This window comes from Mesorhizobium sp. WSM4832 (assembly GCF_055811115.1).
In genome coordinates, this window is sequence record NZ_JBVVQH010000023.1 from 23,378 (window position 1) to 43,564 (window position 20,187).

17 protein-coding genes and 1 pseudogene are annotated in these 20,187 nt (G+C 60.6%); 13 read left to right on the top strand and 5 right to left on the bottom strand.

The window, feature by feature from the left end:
- Positions 1-339 precede the first annotated feature (339 nt).
- From AC0L2L_RS27050 to AC0L2L_RS27060, 3 genes are all read right to left on the bottom strand, one after another.
- Positions 340-987, bottom strand: a complete 648-nt coding sequence (locus AC0L2L_RS27050) for a helix-turn-helix domain-containing protein (RefSeq protein WP_473582760.1) — start codon at positions 985-987, stop codon at positions 340-342.
- A 407-nt stretch (positions 988-1,394) separates the two neighbouring features.
- The gene (locus AC0L2L_RS27055; protein WP_473582762.1) at positions 1,395-3,152 is read right to left on the bottom strand and encodes a cobalamin-dependent protein; all 1,758 of its coding nucleotides are present in this window, start codon (positions 3,150-3,152) and stop codon (positions 1,395-1,397) included.
- 185 nt (positions 3,153-3,337) lie between these two features.
- Positions 3,338-4,171, bottom strand: coding sequence for an alpha/beta fold hydrolase (locus AC0L2L_RS27060; protein ID WP_473582764.1), 834 nt, complete (start codon positions 4,169-4,171; stop codon positions 3,338-3,340).
- Between the two features lie 289 nt (positions 4,172-4,460).
- On the opposite strand from AC0L2L_RS27060, the gene AC0L2L_RS27065 reads away from it, so the two are divergent.
- Complete coding sequence (locus AC0L2L_RS27065) at positions 4,461-5,069, top strand: CGNR zinc finger domain-containing protein (protein ID WP_473582766.1); 609 nt, start codon at positions 4,461-4,463, stop codon at positions 5,067-5,069.
- Between the two features lie 96 nt (positions 5,070-5,165).
- The gene (locus AC0L2L_RS27070) at positions 5,166-5,468 is read left to right on the top strand and encodes a GFA family protein (RefSeq protein WP_473582768.1); all 303 of its coding nucleotides are present in this window, start codon (positions 5,166-5,168) and stop codon (positions 5,466-5,468) included.
- Between the two features lie 271 nt (positions 5,469-5,739).
- Here AC0L2L_RS27070 and AC0L2L_RS27075 read toward each other — a convergent pair whose 3' ends face one another.
- The gene (locus AC0L2L_RS27075) at positions 5,740-6,762 is read right to left on the bottom strand and encodes a LacI family DNA-binding transcriptional regulator (protein WP_473582770.1); all 1,023 of its coding nucleotides are present in this window, start codon (positions 6,760-6,762) and stop codon (positions 5,740-5,742) included.
- Positions 6,763-6,937: 175 nt separating this feature from the next.
- Here AC0L2L_RS27075 and AC0L2L_RS27080 point away from each other — a divergent pair, with 175 nt between their 5' ends.
- The 11 genes from AC0L2L_RS27080 (at position 6,938) to AC0L2L_RS27130 (ending at position 18,615) form a co-directional block, all read left to right on the top strand.
- Complete coding sequence (locus tag AC0L2L_RS27080) at positions 6,938-8,155, top strand: CaiB/BaiF CoA transferase family protein (protein ID WP_473582772.1); 1,218 nt, start codon at positions 6,938-6,940, stop codon at positions 8,153-8,155.
- Complete coding sequence (locus tag AC0L2L_RS27085) at positions 8,152-8,979, top strand: 3-ketoacyl-ACP reductase (protein WP_473582774.1); 828 nt, start codon at positions 8,152-8,154, stop codon at positions 8,977-8,979. The genes AC0L2L_RS27080 and AC0L2L_RS27085 overlap by 4 nt, the downstream gene beginning before the upstream one ends.
- A gap of 43 nt (positions 8,980-9,022) precedes the next feature.
- A complete protein-coding gene (locus AC0L2L_RS27090; RefSeq protein ID WP_473582776.1) occupies positions 9,023-10,516 on the top strand; it encodes a sugar ABC transporter ATP-binding protein in 1,494 nt (497 codons plus the stop codon).
- Between the two features lie 13 nt (positions 10,517-10,529).
- Entirely contained in the window at positions 10,530-12,005 is a 1,476-nt protein-coding gene (locus AC0L2L_RS27095; RefSeq protein ID WP_473582778.1) for an aldehyde dehydrogenase family protein, read from the top strand.
- On the top strand, positions 12,002-12,826 hold the full coding sequence (locus AC0L2L_RS27100) for a Cof-type HAD-IIB family hydrolase (RefSeq protein WP_473582780.1): 825 nt from the start codon (positions 12,002-12,004) through the stop codon (positions 12,824-12,826). Before AC0L2L_RS27095 ends, AC0L2L_RS27100 begins: the two co-directional genes overlap by 4 nt.
- 22 nt (positions 12,827-12,848) lie before the next feature.
- Positions 12,849-13,832, top strand: a complete 984-nt coding sequence (locus AC0L2L_RS27105) for an ABC transporter permease (protein ID WP_473582782.1) — start codon at positions 12,849-12,851, stop codon at positions 13,830-13,832.
- A gap of 85 nt (positions 13,833-13,917) precedes the next feature.
- Positions 13,918-14,865 (top strand): substrate-binding domain-containing protein, encoded by a 948-nt coding sequence (locus AC0L2L_RS27110; protein ID WP_027167889.1) that lies wholly within the window; start codon positions 13,918-13,920, stop codon positions 14,863-14,865.
- 60 nt (positions 14,866-14,925) lie between these two features.
- Entirely contained in the window at positions 14,926-15,885 is a 960-nt protein-coding gene (locus AC0L2L_RS27115; RefSeq protein WP_027167890.1) for a dihydrodipicolinate synthase family protein, read from the top strand.
- A 3-nt stretch (positions 15,886-15,888) separates the two neighbouring features.
- Complete coding sequence (locus tag AC0L2L_RS27120) at positions 15,889-16,665, top strand: enoyl-CoA hydratase-related protein (protein ID WP_473582785.1); 777 nt, start codon at positions 15,889-15,891, stop codon at positions 16,663-16,665.
- 38 nt (positions 16,666-16,703) lie between these two features.
- Positions 16,704-18,317: a GMC family oxidoreductase gene (locus tag AC0L2L_RS27125; protein WP_473582787.1), complete on the top strand. Its 1,614-nt coding sequence runs from the start codon at positions 16,704-16,706 to the stop codon at positions 18,315-18,317.
- A gap of 13 nt (positions 18,318-18,330) precedes the next feature.
- A complete protein-coding gene (locus AC0L2L_RS27130; protein ID WP_473582789.1) occupies positions 18,331-18,615 on the top strand; it encodes a muconolactone Delta-isomerase family protein in 285 nt (94 codons plus the stop codon).
- A gap of 82 nt (positions 18,616-18,697) precedes the next feature.
- Here AC0L2L_RS27130 and AC0L2L_RS27135 read toward each other — a convergent pair.
- Positions 18,698-19,664: pseudogene (locus tag AC0L2L_RS27135) on the bottom strand (substrate-binding domain-containing protein); the annotation flags it as partial.
- Positions 19,665-20,187: the final 523 nt, after the last annotated feature.

Genomic DNA, 20,187 nt, shown 5'->3' on the forward strand with positions numbered 1-20,187 from the left:
TCAATCAGCACACCCGTCAATTCGACAGAAGAACCAGATCCGCTCCTTAGTCAGCAATTTCTGGATTGACCGACAGACCTCGCTTTCGGGTGCATCGTCTCAAATATTCATCACTTCATCCCACAAGCCTAACGGCAAGAGAATGGGTATTCATTGATTGAGAGCAAAGACGATCGCCAAAACGCGGCTGCGGGCGACACTTCCTTCACGGCCCCGAGGAAGCGGAAGCGTAGGTCCTCCGGCGTCACATGGATGAAGAACTCGGCAACGATCGGCTCATCATCAGGCGTGCACGACGCACTTCAAAGCAAAATCCGGGCGGGAATGGCTCAGATGGCCTCATTTCCCCATAGCCAGCAGCGTATCCCGCTTGAGGATTTCAACGCTGCGCAGGCTAAGCAGGCGAATAACTCCCTTGTCCTTCAGGCGGGTGAAAACCCGCGAGACGGTTTCGATGGTGAGGCCGAGATAGTCGCCGATGTCGTTCCGCGACATTGGCAGTTCCACCTGCCGCAAGCCGTCCTGACGCTCCGACATTTCGACAAGGAATGCCGCGACGCGCTCGATGGCGTTCTGGCGGCCAAGCACCAGGAGATGTTCCTGCGCACGGGTCAGTCCCTTGAGAGCGAGCGGCAAAAGCTGGCGGGACATGTCCGTGCCCGCGGGGGTGTGGAATACCCGCACGCCGGTTGCGTTGATCGCTTCGGCGAAGAAGTGATGGGTGGCGTCGGCCTCGAAGCCGAATGTCTCCCCTGCCATATGGAACGCGCTGATCTGCCTGCGCCCGTCGGCGAGCAGGCGATAGATGCGGACTGCGCCAAATTCGACCTGGTAGAGGGCACTCGCCTTTTCACCCTGGGCGTAGACTTCTGTGCCTGCCGGGAAGAAGCTGACCGGCTGCACCGTCGCTCCCTCGAAAGCAGGCGAGGGGCTCTGCTGCGGCAGGTATGACGGCAGTTCGATCTTGGCGGAAGCTTGAGCGTACATGGCTGTGGTCCCGATGAATTTGTGACAACAGCAATCGCGCAAATCGCGCCAAGCCGAAATTCGGTTATGTCCCTACGGGAAACTACTTAGAGCCGACCTGCTAGCCAGCTAACCGCCGGACGGGACGCAACGGTCAGGTTTAGTTTATGGCACAATCACGACGCGGTGCTGGTGGCAGTGGGCTACTTGTTGCCTTGCGGCTGCCAATAACTGCCATTCCGCTGTCGGCCCCATTGCGGTCATCCCCACAACTCGCTCCGGATTGACCGCTTCTGGCCTCAACGCGGTCTTTTCCGCGGGTGATGTCGGCATCGGACGGGACATGAGTATGCACTCAGGCGAGCGGAGTCGTTGCGGCTGCCCATCCCGGCGACAGGCTCAACACAAAGCCGCTTGATCGGATCATCCTACGAGCGTGACGTCTGCAAGGCGAGAAGCGAGGACAGCAGGTGCGAGGCCTCGCGGCAGACTATGGCTCCCGCCTCTGCCAGTTTATCGCCAACATCCACTGGAAGGCTGGTATTGGATCCTTCAGGAATTTGATTGAGCCGGCCGCCAATCAAGATCGGGATATCCAGGCCTCGAGACGTGAGTTCCCGGCGGAGTTCGAGATAGTAGTTGAGGGCGACCCCGTTATATGTGCTTATCGCGATAGCCGTTGGCCCGATCTCATTTGCGATTGCCGCAAGGGCCGCAGCATCGGTAGAGACTCCGCCATCGATGCTTTCGACGTTCAGCTGCTTTAGAATTTCCTCAATCAACATCTTGCCGTGTTCGTGAACGTCGCTTGTTGCCACGATGACTTTATGCCGCCGCTCTCGCAGCGCGAAACGTTGATCGGTTGTTGCAGATGCGAGTGCAGCCTCCGCCATCTCATGGATTTCAGTCAGGATTGTTGCTGGCACCAAGGGCACACGCGCCTGGCTGCGGCTGTCTTGCTGGCCAGTGCCGAATTCCTGCTCAAGTCGCCGCGCCCCAAGGCGCCGAAGCGCGAGCAGCATTTCAAAGATATCTCCGATGTTGACGCCAGCGGCGGCAAGGCCTTGTCGGACGTTTGACGCAAAGCGCTCGCCTGCGCTGACGAGAACCGAAGCGACCCGATCGATCTCGGTAAAGTCGATCAGCGGCTCGTACAGCCTTGCATGCTGTGCCAAACTACTCGCAAATAGCTGCGCATCTACAACCTCCTCTATTTCCGGGATCCGCTCGTTCTCGGTGACCGGAACTGGATTGATCGCATGCCCGGTCGGGAAAAGCCGCTGGGCCAATGCATCGACGAGAAGATAGCTTCCAAGGCTCGCAAAATTCTGTGCGGCCACGCCTCGGTAGCTTGTCGTGTTACCGTAGATGACGGTTCCAGGCGTGGCGTCGATCATCGCGATCGCCCTTTGGAAGGCGAAGCGCGCCAGCGGATCGGAGAAATGATGCCCGAAGCAATGGCCCGTCGTTACGCCCGCCAAACCGGTGACGATCGAACGTTCGAGCAGGATCATCCCAAAGCAGCTGGCAAGGTCTGTAAATTGTGCGGCAAACCCGTCGTCGAGATTGGAATGCACGATCACTGGCGCCGGCTGTTTGGCGATTAGCCCAATCGCCTTCACCGTTGCAGCTGTGGCCTCAATGTCATCGTCCCAACCGGGGATGCGGAAAGTAAAGTATTGGCCAAGATTGCCGATTGTCGTGCTGCCTGCAGCAAGCGCTGCCTGGGTATTCTCAAGCGCGGCGGGAAAGCCCAGCACGAAGTCGCCAAAGTGCGGGGCTACCGGCGCCCCCTCGGTCAACGCGATGAAGTCCTCGACGTCCGGTAAGATCATGCCGGTTCCACGCGTTGCGCCGGCCCGAATGGCACGCGGGAGTGCCATCGACCAGTCGAGGCAAAGGCCGTAGCGATCCACCCGCACGCCCTTGGCGTCACATGCCTCCCAAATCGAGCGATAGGCGCGACGGCTTTTGTCATGGTCGCGATAGCCGATTTGAGCATGTTGCATGACCGTCCCTTCGGCCATCCTCGCCCGTTTATATTCCATTTCACTACCGACACTCATCGCCGTTAAGAATGGCGATGGGCCGATCGTCCAGATTTTGGCCAGAGCGCCGCCTTCGCGCAGCAACTCGCTGCCTGCTGGGAGTTCTGCTTCCGGAAAGATCGTCTCTCGGGCGAGCATTTTAGGAAGCATCCGCTTGTGTTGCCTTTGACTTTGGCTTCGGTCGGCAGCCCAGATTGCCCGCAGAGACCGATTCCGTCGCGGCCATGATGACCATCGGCCCCGCCGCGTTTTAGCTCAATGGATGAGGGTATCGAAGGTCGGAGAGCGGCGATTTGTCCAGCCGCCGCTTCCGCCCACGAAAACTAAGGAAGAAACTTCAGCAGCGCAGCCACGACCGCCTCGGGGGCATCCTCCTGCACGATATGTCCGGCACCTGGAATGATCTTTAGCGTCGAGCCTGGAATTTTCTTGGCCAATCCGCGCCCATGCTCGACCGAAATCCACCTGTCCTGTTCTCCCCAGAGCATAAGGACAGGGCAGCGGATTTCGGCATAGCTGGGCTCGACTTCATCGGTGTAACGCTCGTCCATCTGGGCGACCTGCCGATAGAACGCAGCCTGACCCTGTTCGCCGAACCAGGGCGTCGCGTAGAGCGCCATTGTCTCGGCCGGGAGGGTTTGATGAGCGGAGCCCGCGATGTAAGCCGGCACGATAGCCTCATGAACATAGGCGGGAAGGCCCGCAAAAACGGCTTCATGCTGGCGCGCATGGCGGATCAAGGGCGTTCCCCACGGCGCCACCGCCACCGGGTCAATCAATGTCATGGAGCGATAGTTTCGCTTGCCGAGCAGATGAGCGCGTAAAACGGTCGCACCGCCGAAATCGTGCCCTACGACATCGGGGTTGTCCAGTTTCCAATGCTCCAGCAAGTCTTCCAATACCTTGTTCTGAACACCGAGCGAGACATCCTGGCCGTCGCGCATTTCAGACAGGCCGTATCCCAGCAGGTCGTAAAAGTAGACACGTCGTTGGTCGCAGAAATAGGGAATGATCTTGCGCCAGACAGCGGAACTGAACGGTGTGCCATGAACCATGACGAGAGGCGGCCCCTCGCCGACGACGCCCCAGCGGATCTGTTGCCCGTGATAATCGAATGTCTGGGATGGCTGGAAGCTGGTGTCGTGTTCGTTTGTCATACCTAACCTCTTTCATATCAAGTTCAGGTTAGGTATGAGTGTGGGGCGAGGCTCACGCAAATCAAAAATAGTCGTTCAAGGATGCAAAAAAATTCCATCGCCGAAGTGCAACGCTGCGTAGTAGGCGACGGCTTCATGCAGTGGCCTGTTGATCGTTCCACCCGAAACCTGGCCGGCGCACGCTGTCGCCGGCGCACCAATGTCGCCTGTCCAGAGGTGAATGGCCCATGCTTAGAGGCCTTCCTCTGCTCACGGGCGTTCCAAAAAGCAATGCTGTTTGGTCGAGCCAATGCATCTGTGGTCGCCTAGATCATTTATTGGCGGGCACCCCGTCCTCGACTTCCTGAACACCGCCGGCGGTGACACGAAGGCCCGCGATGTCGAAAGACTGGAAACTTTTTGCGATGTTTTGACGTGGGCAGCTGCAGCGAATGTAATCGACGCAGCCGAATATGTAGCGCTCGCACGCCAGGCGGATGCGTCACCCCAACCTGCATTGAATTGCCTGCAGGAGATGAGGATTCAACGCGAGAGCCTCTACAACTTCATAACGGCAAGGATGGAGCAAAAGCCGACAGCCGAACTTGATCTCTTGCGGATTGAAAGCAGCGCTCGCGCGGCCATAAGCCATGCTCGGCTAGTGCCCGGTCCTGCTCATCATTCAAAGTGGCAGATCGATTTTTCGGACGCGCAGCTGTCGCTGGTTAAATTCAGACTGGATCTAGCCACGTCGGCACTCATAACCGACCCAGCCATGTGCCACGTGAGGCAATGTGAAACGTGTAGTTGGCTGTTCCTTGACCCGTCTGCCACAAAGAGAAGGAGATGGTGCTCCATGGCGGTCTGCGGTAACCGGGCGAAAGCGTTGCGTCACTACCACAGAAGCCGGGCGACCTGAACTGAAAGCGGCTCAGAGAGTTGGATGGGTTGATGCAGGAGCACATCAGCATGATCGCGGTCGCCGATTTCCACTTGTCTCCTTCAGGATGACGGCATGAAAATCCTCGTAGGCAGATGTGAGTGTGGCAGCACCAAATTCTCGTGCAGGTTTCATGGTCGATCCGTCGGCAGGTGCGGTTGCTTTGAGTGTCGATCGCGAACCGATCCTGCCGAAGAGTCCGTATGTGCGTGGTCGGACACATTGCACCTGGAGGGTCCGTATCAGCGCTATTGCGGAGAGTTCGGCGACAACATGGTAGAGAAGGTGTTTTGTGCCCTATGCGGCACGATGATCTATGCAATCGAACCTTCAGATAATGAATTGGCCTATGTGCATGTTTCGACCTTGGTCAATTGAGTCCAAGAGGCGCTGGGAATATCCGAAATTCCCTTCGCCGTGGCGGGTCACTCCCGCCTCTTGCCTTTGTCAACGGCTTACGAGCGGTTCGCCCAAATTGATCAAGAAGCTGATCCAGCCATTCGCTGACCGCATTTATCTTATATTCAAATGGCAGCAATGCGCCTGATCGCAGCCATTAAAGTGAGGCTGTTCGTCACTTGGAAGCGGACACTTAGACCAAATTCGGCAATGGACGGCTCTTACCCGTGGTCCCAGGATGTCGAAGTGCCTAACGCCTCACTGGAGCCGTGCTTTCTCTGACGATCAACCTGATCGCCAGCTCCCGTTGCCGCAAATGCAGCCGTTGCGATGGGGATGCCAGGATGTAGTCGGCAGCAATTCGGCCCATGTCGCGTGCTGGCACTTCCAGCGTGGTCAATTCAGGTGAGGTGAGCTCAGCAATTTCGAGATTGTCGAAGCCAACGATCGAGACCTCCTGGGGGACGGCGATCCCGGCTGCGTGGCAGTGTTTGATGGCGCCGGCTGCCAGAATATCGCTGCCGCAAAACACCGCGGTGGGCCTTCGGTCTTCTTCCATCAGTCGCTGCATGCATCTCCGCCCGTCATCCAGCCTGTAGGCTCCTTCGACAACCGGAACCCTCGTATGGTCGATGCCTGATCGTTCGAGCTCATTCAGGAAGCCGTCACGCCGGCCGGCCGCACGATCATTGTCCCGTGTGATGCCCGCGATCATCCCGAATTGGGAGTGGCCGAGGTCGAGCAGGTAGCGAGCCGCCGTGCGCCCGGCCTTCTCGTTGTCGAAGCCTACCGCTGCGCCCGACTCCATCGCTTTCGACGTATAGGTATAGACATACTCGATACGCTTCTGTTCAAGCATCGCTAGAGTGGTAGGCAGGTGCGTTGATCCGACGAGGACCACTGACTCGACGCCGCGCTCGACCAGCAGGCGAGCCTGCTCATACTCAAGATCGATGTCGTAGCCAGAAGTATTGATGATCAGGGAAACGTCCTTTTCAGAAAGCCGGGCCTGAAGCCCGTCAACCATGGTGGCATAGATCGCGTGGTCCAAAGTCGGAATGATGGCACCGACCAGTCTTGTTCGCGTGGATCGCAGCGCTCTTGCGGAGCCATTGGGTACGTAGCCAAGTTCCCGGGCGGCTCGCACCACGCGATCCCTGACGGCCTCATTGACGTTTGGATTGCCATTCAGGACGCGTGAAACAGTGGCCGGCGAGCAGTTGGCAAGCCGGGCCACGTCAATCAGTTTGGCGCCGCCGTCTTCGAGATCCATTGAGTATGGCCATTGCCAATTTCGAGAAACCGTTTTCTAGATCGCACAATTTCTTTCAGGTCGCCAGATATCTTTCTCAGCGAAAAGTCCAGAAATCTGGGTTGACAGCGGCAAGAAAAGTTGTGAAAACGATTTCACAAGAGCGCAACCATAGCGCCGCGTAAAGGGAAGAGACATGCTCAGCGGGATCAAGGTCGTCAGCTTTTGCCATTTCCTGCAGGGTCCAGCAGGCGCCCAGTATCTGGCTGACATGGGTGCGGATGTCATCAAGGTCGAGCCGATAGATGGTGCTCATGAGCGGCGGTGGTCGGGCGCCGACATATATGTGGAGGGCGTCAGCGGCTTCTATCTGTGCGCCAATCGTAACAAGCGATCCATCGGCGTTGATCTGAAAAGTCGCGAGGGCAAGGAAGTAGCGCGCCGGCTGATCGCCGAGGCCGACGTGGTCATGGAGAATTTCCGGCCGGGCGTGTTCGCCAAGCTGGGCTTCGACGACGAAGCGCTTCGCGCGATCAATCCCACACTGATCTTCGCCTCTGCCAGCGGGTTCGGCGCCACCGGACCGATGGCGCTGAAGCCGGGCCAGGACCTTCTCGCTCAGGCGCGGTCAGGCCTCATGAGCGTCACCGGCACCCCCGATCGGGGTCCGACGCCGGTCGGAGCGGCGGTCGTCGACCAGCATGGCGGCGCGCTGCTGGCGATGGGCATCCTGGGCGCGCTTGTGCGCCGACTTCGCAGCGGCAAAGGCACGCGCGTCGAAGCCAGCCTGATCAACTCGGCGATCGATTTGCAGGGGGAGCCCCTTGTCAACTACTTCGCGGGCGGGATGAGCCGCGAAGTCCTGAAGCGCGAGAAGAACCTTGCCACCTGGTTTCACGCTGCGCCTTATGGCGTCTATCCCGCCACGGACGGCCATGTCGTGATCTCGCTCTGCGACTCCTCGGTTCTGGCCGAGTCGCTTAACAGCGACGGTCTGCGCGAAGTCGCAGATGTTGACCGATATGCGGATAGGGATGAGTACGCCCGCCGACTGGCCCAGGCCACGGCGATCTTTTCTGTGGCGGAACTCGCTGACCGTTTTGATCGCCATGGCATCTGGTGGGCGCCGATCAACCACTATGATGACCTGCTGGCTGATCCGCAGTTGAGCCACGCGCAGGTGTTCCGCCAGGTCACCGTGCGCGGCCGCACCATTTATCTGGTCAATCATCCCAACCGCTATGACGGCGAGGTGCCGGCACTGCGATGCATGGCGCTCGAGATTGGCGAACATACCCGCGAGATCCTGCATGAGCTCGGTTATGCCGAAGGCGAGGTCCAGAGCCTGTTGGCCTCGAAGGCAGTGGTCGCCGCGAGCGGTATCGGCACTGCCGTGGAAAGGAAGGCGTCATGATGCTGAACCAGGCTGCTCCGGCGGTCAGGGGCATGACTGAACGGCAGCCTTCCGGCGACCGCGGTCTTGCGGTTGTCACAGGCGGTCGACGCGGCATTGGCCGCGCCATCTGTTGCGACCTTGCACGGGTGGGCTTCGACATAGCAATCGTCGATATCGTCGACGACGAGAAAGCCGGCGAGACGGTCGATCTCGTGCGCGCGCTCGGGCGCAACAGCGCTTTCTACCGCAGGGACATCTCCGAGACATCGGGCAACGCGGCCTTTGTCGAAGGCCTCGAACGCGACCTGGGCGAGATCACCTGTCTGGTCAACAATGCCGGCGTGCAGGTGAGCGTGCGCGGCGACCTTCTGGATGTCACCGAGGAAAGCTTCGACCGGCTGATTGGCGTCAACCTGCGCGGCACATTTTTCCTCACCCAGGCAGTCGCCCGCGCGATGCTTTCAAGGCCGCAAACCGCGTCGGAGCGATCGGTCGTGACGATCACCTCCGCCAATGCCGGCCTCGTCTCACCGGAAAAGGGTCCCTACTGCATATCGAAGGCCGGGCTCTCGATGGCCTCGCAACAGTTTGCGATCCGACTGGCGGACGCCGGCATCCGGGTGCACGAGATTCGCCCCGGCTTGATCCAGACCGAAATGACCGCCGACGTCTACGAGAAGTACTCGTCTCAGGTCGAGGCGGGCCAGCTGTCGGCGATTCGACGGTGGGGCCAGCCGGAAGACATTGCTCGCGCGGTGGCGACCTTGGCTGCAGGCGGCCTGCCATTCAGCACGGGAGACATCTACCACATCGGCGGCGGCATGCAGATCCACCGCTTATGAGCTTTTTTGAGCAAGGCGTGAAAACGATTTCTTGAGGCTCAAGATGAAAGATCCAGTTCTCGAGATGCGCGGCATCCACAAGCGCTTTCCCAGTGTGTACGCGCTGAATGACGTCAGCTTTGCGGTGCGCAGAGGCAGCGTCCATGGCGTGATCGGCGAAAACGGCGCTGGCAAGTCGACGTTGATGCGCGTCCTTTCCGGTGCCTTCCTTGCCAATGAAGGCGAGGTGGTAGTCGACGGCGCTGTCGTGCCAACGCCGACGCCGGAGCGGATGCTCGAGCTTGGCATTGCAGTCATTTACCAGGAACTGGCCCAGGCGCCCCACCTGACGGTTGCCGAGAATATTTTTCTTGGCCGATTGCCGAAGACCGGGCTCGGCACCGTCGACTGGCGCAAGGCCAAAGCCGCGGCTCGCGAGGTGTTGGACAGATTGGGTTTCCGGGTTGATCCGGCCGCCCGGATTGATGCGATAAGCGTAGCCCAGCGCCAAATGGTGGAGATTGCCAAGGCGATCGCACGCGAAGCGCGCATCGTGGTGCTCGACGAGCCGTCCGCCGTCCTGGGCGACGCCGAGTTGGAACACATGTTCATGACGATCCGGCGGCTCAGCGCCGAACAGGGCGTGTCCTTCATCTACATCACGCATCGTCTCAAGGAGCTCTACGAGATCTGCGACGACGTCACAGTGCTGCGCGATGGCCAGGTTGTCGCGTCCATGCCGCTGACGCAGACGACAACCGCCGACCTCATTCGCCACATGGTCGGGCGGGAGCTCAAGGACGTGTTCCCGCCCCGTCCGAAACCGGGCCGGGAGGTGCGCCTGGAAGTGCGCAACGTTTCGCGAGCTGGCGTTTTGAAGGATATTTCTTTCGATGTCAGGCAAGGTGAGATCGTCGGCATCTGCGGTCTCGCCGGGGCCGGTCGGACGGAGGTGCTGCGCGCAATCGCCGGCGCCGATGCGATCGACAGCGGCGAGATCAGGGTCGACGGCAAGGCGGTCGCGGTCGATGGGCCGCGTGCGGCGCTCGCCCACGGGATCGGCTTACTGCCGGAAGACCGCAAGACCGAGGGTCTTTTCCTAGAACAGTCGGTTGCCTTCAACGTCACCGTTTCCGAACTGGCAGCGATCGTCCAAGGCGGCCTGATCAGCCGCAGGCGCGAACAGGAGCAGGTTTCCCGCTTCATTCAGCAGATGCGCATCAAGACGCCAAGCGCCGATGCCAAGGTGCGCACACTCTCGGGCGGCAACCAGCAGAAGTGCGGCATAGCCCGGCAGTTGCACGCGGGAACCAAGATCCTTCTGGTGGATGAGCCGACGCGCGGTGTCGACGTGGCCGCCAAGCGCGAGATTTACGACCTGCTTGTCGAGTTGACCTCCAAGCGTGGTGCGGCCGTAGTGATGGTCTCGTCCGAGCTTCCGGAAATTCTAGGCCTTTGCAACCGCATCGTCGTGATGCGGGAAGGCACCATCTCGGCGGTCCTGGATGGGGAAGGCGCGACCGAGGAAACCATCATGGCCCATGCGGTCTGGCAGTAGGAGCGAGATGGGCATGCGCAGCTACCAGCAGTTCATTGGCGGGCGGTTCGTGGCCGGTTCGGGCACGGGATCAATTGAACGCAGAGCGCCAGCAAGTGGCGAGCAGGTCGCCACTTATGCCAATGGCTCGCCCGCGGACGTCGATCTCGCGGTCGAGTCGGCACGGACCGCGTTCGAGGAGGGGCCTTGGCCGCGCATGAGCGGCATGGAGCGAGCCGAGGTACTCAACCGCCTTGCCGATCTCATCCACGCCAACCGTGAGCGGTTGGTAAGGATAGAGGTGGAAGAAGTCGGCAAGCCGATACGGTTTGCCCGTGGCGACATTGACGGCGCGGTCGGCCTGACGCGTTACGCCGCCTCCCTTGCCATGCAGATGGCGGGTCTGTCCTATACCAACATCGGTGAGGGCAAGACGGCGCTGGTCACGCGCGATCCGGTGGGCGTTGTGGCGCTCATTACGCCATGGAACTTCCCGGCCCTCATTCTGTCCCAGAAGGTGCCGTTCGCGCTTGCCGCCGGCTGCTCGGTCGTGCTGAAGCCGTCCGAATTCACATCCGGTTCGGCCTTCGAGATCGCGGCGCTGGCGAGCGAGGCAGGGCTGCCCGCCGGCGCCTTCAATGTTGTCAGCGGCTATGGCGCGACGGTCGGCGATCACCTGACAGCGCATCCCGGCATCGACTTTGTTTCCTTCACCGGATCGACCCGCACCGGCAGCCGCGTCGTCGCCAACACATCGCGCCACCTGGCCAAGTCCTCAGTCGAGCTTGGCGGCAAGTCGGCCAACATCGTCTTTGCCGATGCCGACCTCGATGCCGCCATTGATGGCGCGCTGATGGGTGTTTTCTTCAACAACGGCGAATGCTGCGTGTCAGGCTCGCGGCTGTTCGTTCAATCGTCCATCGCCGATCAGTTCATCGCCAGAGTGGTCGCACGGGCGCGCGCGATGAAGGTCGGCGATCCGTTCGACGAAGACACCGACATTGGGGCGCTGATCGACAGCAATCATCTGGAAAAGGTGGCGGGATTCGTCAGGGGTGGGATCGAGGACGGCGCCGAGCTTGTTCTAGGCGGCAACGTTGCGGGAGGAATGGCCGGACACTTCCACGAGGCAACCATCTTCGATCGTGTCGAGCCGCGCATGGCGATCTTCCGCGAAGAGATCTTCGGCCCTGTACTCAGCATCACTCGGTTCGACACAACAGACGACGCGGTGCGACTGGCCAATGATACCGCCTATGGCCTGTCGAACTACATCTGGTCGAAGAACATCGACACCGTCCTCACCGTGGCCAAACGCCTGAGGAGCGGCTGGGTCCAGGCCAACACAATTATCGATGGTGCGCCGCAGCTTCCGCTCGCCGGCGTCAAGGGCTCCGGTTTCGGTTACGAAATGGGACAGGCCGGTTTCGAGGAGTTCACGCAGCTCAAGACGCTTCTAATCCAGACCGGATCTCGTACCCCGGTGTTCCCGATCCGAGGCGGTCAATGACCACCCCCCGCCTCATCGTTTCCGACGTCGACCGGACCTTGCTCACCCACGACTATGTGCTGCCGCAGCGGGTCGGCGATGCCATACGCGCGGCCAAGGACAAAGGAACCGTCGTCGTTCTGGCGACCGCACGTTCTCCGCTCGGTGTGAAGCCATTTGCGGACCGGCTGGGTATCGCCGATCTCGTCGTCGCGTTCAACGGCGGCTGGATCGGCAATGTTGCAACCGGGTCCACGATCTCGCAGCAGCGGATACCGCGCGCCGACGCCCTGCATGCCATGGCAACGGCGCAAGCGGCAGGCGTCCGGCCGATGTGGTTCACCGGTGATGCTGTTTTTGCATTGACCGACGACCCGTTCGTCGCACGCGAAGCCGCGGTGACGAGGGAACCCTTATTCGTAGCCGAAACGCTTGAAGCGCTACCGGGCGAACCCGGCAAGATCATGTGTGTTGCCGGCCGGGCCTCCGACCGGGAAGCCTTCGCATTGCTCCGCGAAACGCTTGGTGAACAGCTGTCCGTGTCGGGATCGCATCCGCGCCTGCTCGAGATCGGGCCGCCGGGGGTATCGAAGAAGACTGCAATAGGCCTCGTCACAGCGCGGCTTGGCTTTGCGCCTGATGAATGCGCGGCCGCCGGCGATGCGGAAAACGACATCGAAATGTTGGCCTGGGCGGGAACCGCGATGACCGTCGCAAATGCTGTGCCGCCGGTCATGCAGCTTGCGCACTTCGTTGGACCGTCCTGCGACGAGGGCGGCCTGGCCGATGCCATAGCCTGGCTGATGCGGAGCCGGGAGCCGAGATCCACTGCCGCGCAATGAATGGGAGGAAGGGATGGTTGAGATGACGACAAGACAAGCATCGGCCGTGCTTCAGCCGGGGTCCGGACGCCTACGCGGTTGGGCGCAGAGCCTCGGGCTGCTCTGGGTTCTGATCGTGCTGTGTGCCTTCGCCATATACCTTTCGCCGAGCTTCGTTCACATGGGCAATGTGCTGAACGTCGGTCGTCAGGTCGCTCTGTTCGGCATCGTCAGCGTCGGCATGACCTTCGTTATCCTGACACGCGGCATCGATCTTTCGGTCGGCTCGATTGTCGGGGTCGTAGCGGTGTCGACAGCGCTGATGATTTCAAACGGCGTCTCGATACCACTGGCCATGATCGCCGCGCTTGCCATCGGTGCCTTGTTTGGCGCGGTGAATGGTGCGGGCGTCGTTTTTTTCGGCATGCCGCCCTTCATCATGACCTTGGGTACGTTGGTGATGGGCCGCGGCATAGCCATGACGATCGCCAATGGCGAACCGAAGGCGCTTGGCGATGCTGCGGATGCCTTCGCTTATCTGGGCAGCGGATTTCTGCTCGGCATCCCGGTTCCGATCTGGCTTTTTGCCGCCATCGCCGCCGTAGCCTTCGTCGTCCTTCGTCACACGCCGTTCGGGCGCCGGGTCTATGCCGTCGGTTCGAACACCGAGGCCGCGCGGCTGGCAGGGATAAGCGTGCCCCGAACCCTGATGTCGGTCTATGTGATTTCTGGCCTGCTATCGGCGCTGACCGCCCTGGTTTTCGTGTCGAGGCTAACAGTCGGCGAGCCGACCGCGGGAACCAACCTCGAGCTTGAGGCAATCTCGATCGTCGTCATCGGCGGGACTAGCCTGTTCGGCGGCGAGGGCGGCGTGATCGGCACGGTCATTGGCGCCGCGATCATTGCTGTAATGGCTAACATTCTGAACCTGCTCGGCATTTCGCCCTTCACTCAACAGATCGTCAAGGGCGCCATCATCATCGCTGCGGTGATGTTCGAGGTCTACCGCCATCGCGTGCGGTCCTGACATCCAGGCGTGTCCGGTCCTGCCGCAGCAGGCCGGTTGGGGCGGCTGGAAAGCTAAACTGAAGTCCAAAGGAGGAGTTTTGAAAATGACCACTCGCAGACATTTCCTACGCACGACCGCGCTGGCCGCCACGCTGGTGGCAGGCGGCATGCTGACCGGCGCCGCCTTCGCCGAGGAGAAGATCAAGATCGGCTTTAGCCAGGGCACCATGAATCACCCATGGCGCGTGGCCATGGTGGAGGGCAACAAGAAATATGCTGCCGAGCATTATCCGGACGTCGACCTCATCGTCACCGACGGCAACAACGACGCATCCAAGCAGGTGGCCGATGTCGAAAACCTGATCGCGCAAGGCATCAAGGTGCTGATGATCTCGCCGCTGACCGAGCAGGCATTGACGCCCGTGGTCAAGGAGGCCATGGATGCCGGCATCAAGGTCGTCACGCTCGATCGCAAGGTCAATACGCCCGTGACGGTGCATGTCGGCGGCGAGAATCTGCCGCTCGGCATCGGTGCCGGCGAGTTCCTCGCCAAGAAACTGAATGGCAAGGGCGCCATTATCGAGTTGCAGGGCACTGCGGGCGCTTCCGCCACCATAGACCGCAACAAAGGCTTCGCCGAAGCGATCGCGAAATATCCGGACATGAAGGTCGTCGCCTCGCAGAACTGCGACTACACACGCGACAAGGCGGTCAAGTTCATGGAGGATATGGTTCAGCGCTTCGGCCCGGGCCAGATTCAGGCAGTGTACGCGCACAATGACGAAATGGCGCTCGGCGCCATCCAGGTCCTCGAGACTGCCGGGCGGCTTAAAGAAGTGGCGGTTGTCGGCATCGACGGCCAGGAAACCGCGTTCGAAGCCGTCAAGCAGGGCAAGCTCGCGGCGACCTTCGTCTACCCGTTCGTGGCGCCGGAGGGAATCGAGACCGCCTATAAGGTCGCCAAGGGCGAGCAGGTTCCACCGACCATCACGCTGCCCACAGTTTCCGTCACTGCGGACAATATCGCGCAGATGATCGGAAAGGGCTTCTGAAGCCACGATCAACTGGGACGCCGCAACCTGCGGCGTCCCGCAGATTTTGAAGGGAATCCAATGACGAGCGAGAAAAAGCTATTTGTTGCCCAAGGCGTCATTCCAGCCTGCCTGATGCCGTTCAGCGCTGACCTGGCTGTCGACGAGGCCGCCTATCGCCAGCATCTTGGCGATGTCGGTTCCGTGGAGGGCATCTCGGGCATCACCATCAACGGACATGCTGCCGAAGTACACGCGCTCACAATCGAGGAACAGTTCCGCGCGATCGTCGTGACCAAGGATGTCCTGCAAGACAGGGTCCCGACAATCGTCGGCGTCTACACCAATTCGAGCCTGGAGGCCGCCCGCATCGCTGCCTATGCAGAGCGTGAGGGCGCCGACGCGCTTCTGGTGTTCCCGCCCGACTTCATGACGCTTGGCGGGCACCTGAGGCCCGAGATGATCTACGAGCATCTGCGGCGCATCACGGGCTCGTCGCGTTTGCCGATCATAATGTTCCAATATCCGCTCGCCTCCAATCTCGCCTACCCGTTGGCAACGTTGCTGGAATTGTGCCGCCGCTTCCCGTCCATCGTCGCGATCAAGGACCAATGCGGTGACGGCAACCTGCATGAACGTCAGATCCGGGAACTGAAGGCGCTCGATCGGCCGGTGAATACGCTGACCACCCACAGCGCCTGGCTGCTTGGGTCCCTGGCTCTCGGTTGTGACGGGCTTCTGTCGGGGGCCGGAAGCGTCATCGCCGATCTGCAGGTCGCGCTGTTCCGCGCCGTGCAGGCGAATGACCTGAAGACTGCCAGGGCAATCAACGATCGCATTTATCCGACAGTCAGGGCTTTCTATGATGCGCCGCTTCTCGATATGCACAATCGCATGAAGGAGGCGCTTGTGATCCTCGGCCGATTGGATGAAGCCCATGTCAGGCCGCCACTGATGAAGCCTGGTGCTGCTGAAATCGAAAAGATCCGCGGGTTGCTGGCCGAGGCTGGTCTCGGCGCGGGCTACAGAAAGGTCGCCTGATCGATGACCGAAGCTCTTGTGCGGACCGAGGAGCCGTCTCCCGGCATTCGCCTGCTGACGCTCAATCGGCCCGAAAAGCTCAACGCGCTGTCAAAGGCGTTGCTCGGCGAGTTGCGCGACCTGCTCGCCATCTGCGAGGCTGATGCCGGTGTTGGCTGCGTGGTTCTGACCGGAGCGGGACGTGCCTTTGCGGCGGGGGCGGACATCTCCGACATGCTGGAGCGCGGTGTTGCCTCCTACAGCGATCCGGAGCGGCTGGCTTGCTGGCGGGCGATCGAGGACTTTTCCAAGCCGATCATCGCCGCCGTCAACGGTTATGCGCTGGGAGGCGGGCTCGAACTCGCGCTGATCTGCGACATCATTCTCGCCTCTGAGAATGCGAGATTTGCCACGCCAGAAATCAAGATAGGCTCGTTTCCGGGTGATGGTGGCACGCAGCGCCTGCCACGGCTGGTCGGTAAATCGTTCGCCATGCAGATGGTGCTGACCGGGGAGATGGTCGACGCGGCGCTGGCAGAACGCAAAGGACTGGTCAGCGAAGCAGTCGCGCCTGACAGGTTGCTGCCGAGGGCCCTGGAACTCGCGGCCTCGATTGCTGCCAAGTCGGTCGCCATCACGCCTTATGCCAAGAGGGCGGTGTTGGCCGCGTTCGACACCGATCTGAAATCCGGGCTGGAGATCGAGCATCGGCTGACGGTTGAGGCATTCGCGAAGGAGGACCGCGTCGAGGGCCTGCGAGCCTTCGCCGAAAAACGGTCGCCTGTGTTCAAGGGCAGGTAGGCCCTCGCGATCTGGCGCGAACTAGGGTGGAGAGATCTATGTGGGACTATATCATCATCGGCGCCGGTTCGGCGGGCTGCGTGCTGGCCAATCGCTTGTCGGAAGATCCCGAAGTCAAGGTGCTGCTGGTGGAGGCTGGCAGTCGCGATTGGAATCCGATGATCCATATTCCCGGCGGCATCGGCAAGTTGTTCGGCCCCGGCGTCAACTGGCGCTTTCATACCGTCCCTCAGACGAATCTCGACAACCGCTCCATCTGGTATCCGCAGGGGAAGACTCTCGGTGGGTCGAGCTCGATCAACGCCATGATCTATATCCGCTGTCAGAAGGAGGACTACGACAATTGGGCGGCGCTCGGCAACGAAGGGTGGGCTTACGAGGACATCCTGCCCTATTTCCGAAAGTCGGAGGACAATGACCGCCTGGTCAACCGCTACCACGGCCAGGGCGGACCGCTATGCGTTTCCGATCAGGTGGGCCCGCACCCGCTGACGCGAGCCTTCGTGCGCGCGGTGCAACAGTATGGCCTGCCCTATAATCCGGATTTCAATGGCGACACTATGTATGGCGCCGGTTTTTATCAGGTCACGTGCCGAGATGGTCGCCGCCGTTCGTCAGCCGTCTCCTATCTGCATCCGGTCAGCAATCGCACCAACCTCACGGTGAGGACTCATGCCCGCGTCACCCGGGTGGTGGTCGAGAACGGCCGCGCGGTTGGCGTTGAACTGGCGGAGGGGCGATCGCGGCAGGTTCTACGGGCCGACCGGGAAGTGATCGTCTCGGCGGGTGCGATCAACTCGCCACGCCTGTTGCTGCTGTCCGGCATCGGGCCTGCCGACGAGTTGAAAGCGCTTGGGATTGATCCCGTGGGCGATCTTCCGGGCGTCGGCCGAAATCTGCAGGATCATCTATGCACTAACGTCCATCTGACCCTGAAGGACCCGATCAGCTATGACGGTCAGGACCGCTATCCCAAGGCTTTGCTGCATGGCATCCGTTGGTTGCTGTATCGCAACGGCCCTGCCGCTTCGGTTATCGTTGAAGGCGGTGGTTTCTTCCAAACCGAGGGTGCGACACGGCCCGACCTGCAGATCCACATCGCGCCGGCAATGGTGGTGCGCGGCGGTCAGACGCGGCTTGATGGACATGGCTTCACCATCAACTCGACATTCCTGCGGCCGCGCAGCATAGGCTCGGTCAAACTTCGCTCTTCCAACTTCGCGGACGAGCCGCTGGTCGATCCGAATTATCTTTCGGATCCATACGATCGTACCATGGCGCTGAAATCGGTCCGCATCATTCGCGAAGTGCTGGCGCAGAGTGAGATCGCCAGGTTCATCAAGGTCGAGCGGTTGCCTGGGCCGGCCGCGAGGACCGACGAGGAGATCATGTCCTATGTCAGGCAGTATGCCTGCTGCGATTACCACCCTGTAGGCACATGCAAGATGGGCGTCGACGAGATGTCGGTCGTCGATCCGGAATTGCGCGTGCGCGGGATAGAGGGATTGCGGGTGATCGATTCCTCGATCATGCCGGTCCTCATCAGCGGGAACACGAACGGGCCGACGATGATGATCGGGGAAAAGGGCGCGGATCTCATAAAGGGCATCCGATCTGGCCGGATGCATCCCGCAATGGCGGCGGTCGCCTGACCAGGGGCTCTCCATGCAATTCCTCGTCCTGTCTCGCCGCCGGACTGACCAATTCGGCGACGACGACTTCGAACAACTGGTGCCCAGCGAGGGCGCCCAGTCCCGCCATCTCTACAGCATCGGCTTCACAAGGCAGATCTGGCATCGCGGCGACATCCCGGGCGCTTGCCAGATTGTTGAGGCAAAGGATGAGAGCGAAGTTCACGATAAGCTGGCGACGCTTCCGCTGGCGAAGGCGGGCATGCTCGATTTCGAAATCATTCCGCTGAAGCCTTATGCGGGTTTCAGTATTCCGTGATGGGAGCCGACATTCCGCTTCCGGCCCCATGCTGCCGATCAGCGATGCGCCTGATCTCGGCCGTGCCGACTCGAAATTTGCGTCAGATATTCTCCGGCGTGACAATCTCGAAAGGTATCGATCGCTGAAGGGTGGCTAGGGGCGCTTGTGGTCCGATAACATCGATCATTGTCTGCACGAGAAGTGCCGAGGTTGCCTCAAGTGGATGACAGAGAGCTGCAGTGATCAGGCCCTCGGATAACCCTTTCCGGGTCTCGGGGCCAATGTCACGGCAAACCACCTTGATCCCCGACCGCCTCTCGGAAGAAACCTCCCGAAGCGCACGAAGCACGCCGGTTATCCCGCCTCCGACGATCAGAATTCCCACAAGATCGTCGGTCGCCCTTAGAAGCTCGGCCACCATACGGTAGGCTTCGCTCGATTCTTCGTGGGTGGGGTGGCTTTCCTCAACCGTGAGCCGTGGAGCGTGCTCGCGCAGATAGGAACGGAAGCTGGCGTCTGAGACGTCCTGGCACTGGTACCGGTGATTGCCTATGAAAACCGCAATTCGACCGGGACCTTGAGTGGTTTGGGTAATCAGGAAAGCCGCGGTGCGCCCAAGCGTCAGTGCCCACATAGGCTGCACGTTCCGGCGCGGATTGGTCCGTAATGTAGGAAACGACTGGTTTCCCCATCTCTTTCAGCGAACGGATGGCTTGGCCAATGATCGCGTGATCGGCGGCGACCACTGCGACGGCGTCGCAGGAGTCGCCGAGCGCGATGAGACGGCTCGAGATCGTCTCCGGCGTCAGCAGATCCACAAAATCGACGACAGGCTCAACCACCTCGTCCCGGCGCTCGCGGCAAGCGGCAACGATCTTCTTCCCGAACAACCGATAGAGGTCGCGGGTCGACTGTTGGAGGAGGAAGCCCAATCGATAATGTGGCGATATTTTACGGGCCCGGTCGTCAATCGCCCCGATGCCGTAGAACCCTATTTCTTCCGCCGCGCTTTGGACGCGCTGGACGGTTTTGGGGCGTACGGAAACGGTGCCATTCAAAATCCAGTTCCGAAAGGAGTGTCGGTTCGAGCCCGACCACCCGCACCATCCTTCAAAATTTCCGAGGCTAACCGAGCCGGCGCAGCAGAACTGCTATGGGGCCGCCCCATATCGACGCAGACCCTATGCTACGTCATGAGTTCAATCTGGCGGTGAAGCGTGGACTCACGAAGCGGGCGGCGTATTGGCGCATCAACTTATCCCTATCCCGCCGAACGTCGCTAGCGGACTGGTCGTGAACGTGACCCTCTGCTTTCCCAATATCATCCTGCTTGAAAAAGGCTTGAGCGTCCTCGGTCTCGGCATCCCGCCGCCCATGCGCTTGGCAACATAGTCGGCGTGGGCCGCGACCACCTCGGCAGCGCTTGGTCGATCGCCGCGTTTCCCGGCGTAGTCATTGTCATCATGACGCTCAGCCTGCTCGGCGACTGGCTGCGCGACGGTTTGGCCCGACTCTCCGATAGTTCTCGGTGCCCGGCATCTCACAGCGCCGGCTGGGGGCGCGCCGAAGTCTGGGCGCGTGCTCTCGCAC

Excerpts from the sequence above, each read along its gene's own strand:
- AC0L2L_RS27075 (WP_473582770.1), bottom strand. The coding sequence starts at position 6,762 with ATGGATCTCGAAGACGGCGGCGCCAAACTGATTGACGTGGCCCGGCTT.
- AC0L2L_RS27050 (WP_473582760.1), bottom strand. The coding sequence starts at position 987 with ATGTACGCTCAAGCTTCCGCCAAGATCGAACTGCCGTCATACCTGCCG.
- AC0L2L_RS27125 (WP_473582787.1), top strand. The coding sequence starts at position 16,704 with ATGTGGGACTATATCATCATCGGCGCCGGTTCGGCGGGCTGCGTGCTG.
- AC0L2L_RS27055 (WP_473582762.1), bottom strand. The coding sequence starts at position 3,152 with ATGCTCGCCCGAGAGACGATCTTTCCGGAAGCAGAACTCCCAGCAGGC.
- AC0L2L_RS27085 (WP_473582774.1), top strand. The coding sequence starts at position 8,152 with ATGATGCTGAACCAGGCTGCTCCGGCGGTCAGGGGCATGACTGAACGG.
- AC0L2L_RS27120 (WP_473582785.1), top strand. The coding sequence starts at position 15,889 with ATGACCGAAGCTCTTGTGCGGACCGAGGAGCCGTCTCCCGGCATTCGC.
- AC0L2L_RS27090 (WP_473582776.1), top strand. The coding sequence starts at position 9,023 with ATGAAAGATCCAGTTCTCGAGATGCGCGGCATCCACAAGCGCTTTCCC.
- AC0L2L_RS27110 (WP_027167889.1), top strand. The coding sequence starts at position 13,918 with ATGACCACTCGCAGACATTTCCTACGCACGACCGCGCTGGCCGCCACG.
- AC0L2L_RS27080 (WP_473582772.1), top strand. The coding sequence starts at position 6,938 with ATGCTCAGCGGGATCAAGGTCGTCAGCTTTTGCCATTTCCTGCAGGGT.
- AC0L2L_RS27095 (WP_473582778.1), top strand. The coding sequence starts at position 10,530 with ATGCGCAGCTACCAGCAGTTCATTGGCGGGCGGTTCGTGGCCGGTTCG.
- AC0L2L_RS27130 (WP_473582789.1), top strand. The coding sequence starts at position 18,331 with ATGCAATTCCTCGTCCTGTCTCGCCGCCGGACTGACCAATTCGGCGAC.
- AC0L2L_RS27070 (WP_473582768.1), top strand. The coding sequence starts at position 5,166 with ATGAAAATCCTCGTAGGCAGATGTGAGTGTGGCAGCACCAAATTCTCG.
- AC0L2L_RS27115 (WP_027167890.1), top strand. The coding sequence starts at position 14,926 with ATGACGAGCGAGAAAAAGCTATTTGTTGCCCAAGGCGTCATTCCAGCC.
- AC0L2L_RS27100 (WP_473582780.1), top strand. The coding sequence starts at position 12,002 with ATGACCACCCCCCGCCTCATCGTTTCCGACGTCGACCGGACCTTGCTC.
- AC0L2L_RS27060 (WP_473582764.1), bottom strand. The coding sequence starts at position 4,171 with ATGACAAACGAACACGACACCAGCTTCCAGCCATCCCAGACATTCGAT.
- AC0L2L_RS27105 (WP_473582782.1), top strand. The coding sequence starts at position 12,849 with ATGACGACAAGACAAGCATCGGCCGTGCTTCAGCCGGGGTCCGGACGC.
- AC0L2L_RS27065 (WP_473582766.1), top strand. The coding sequence starts at position 4,461 with ATGCATCTGTGGTCGCCTAGATCATTTATTGGCGGGCACCCCGTCCTC.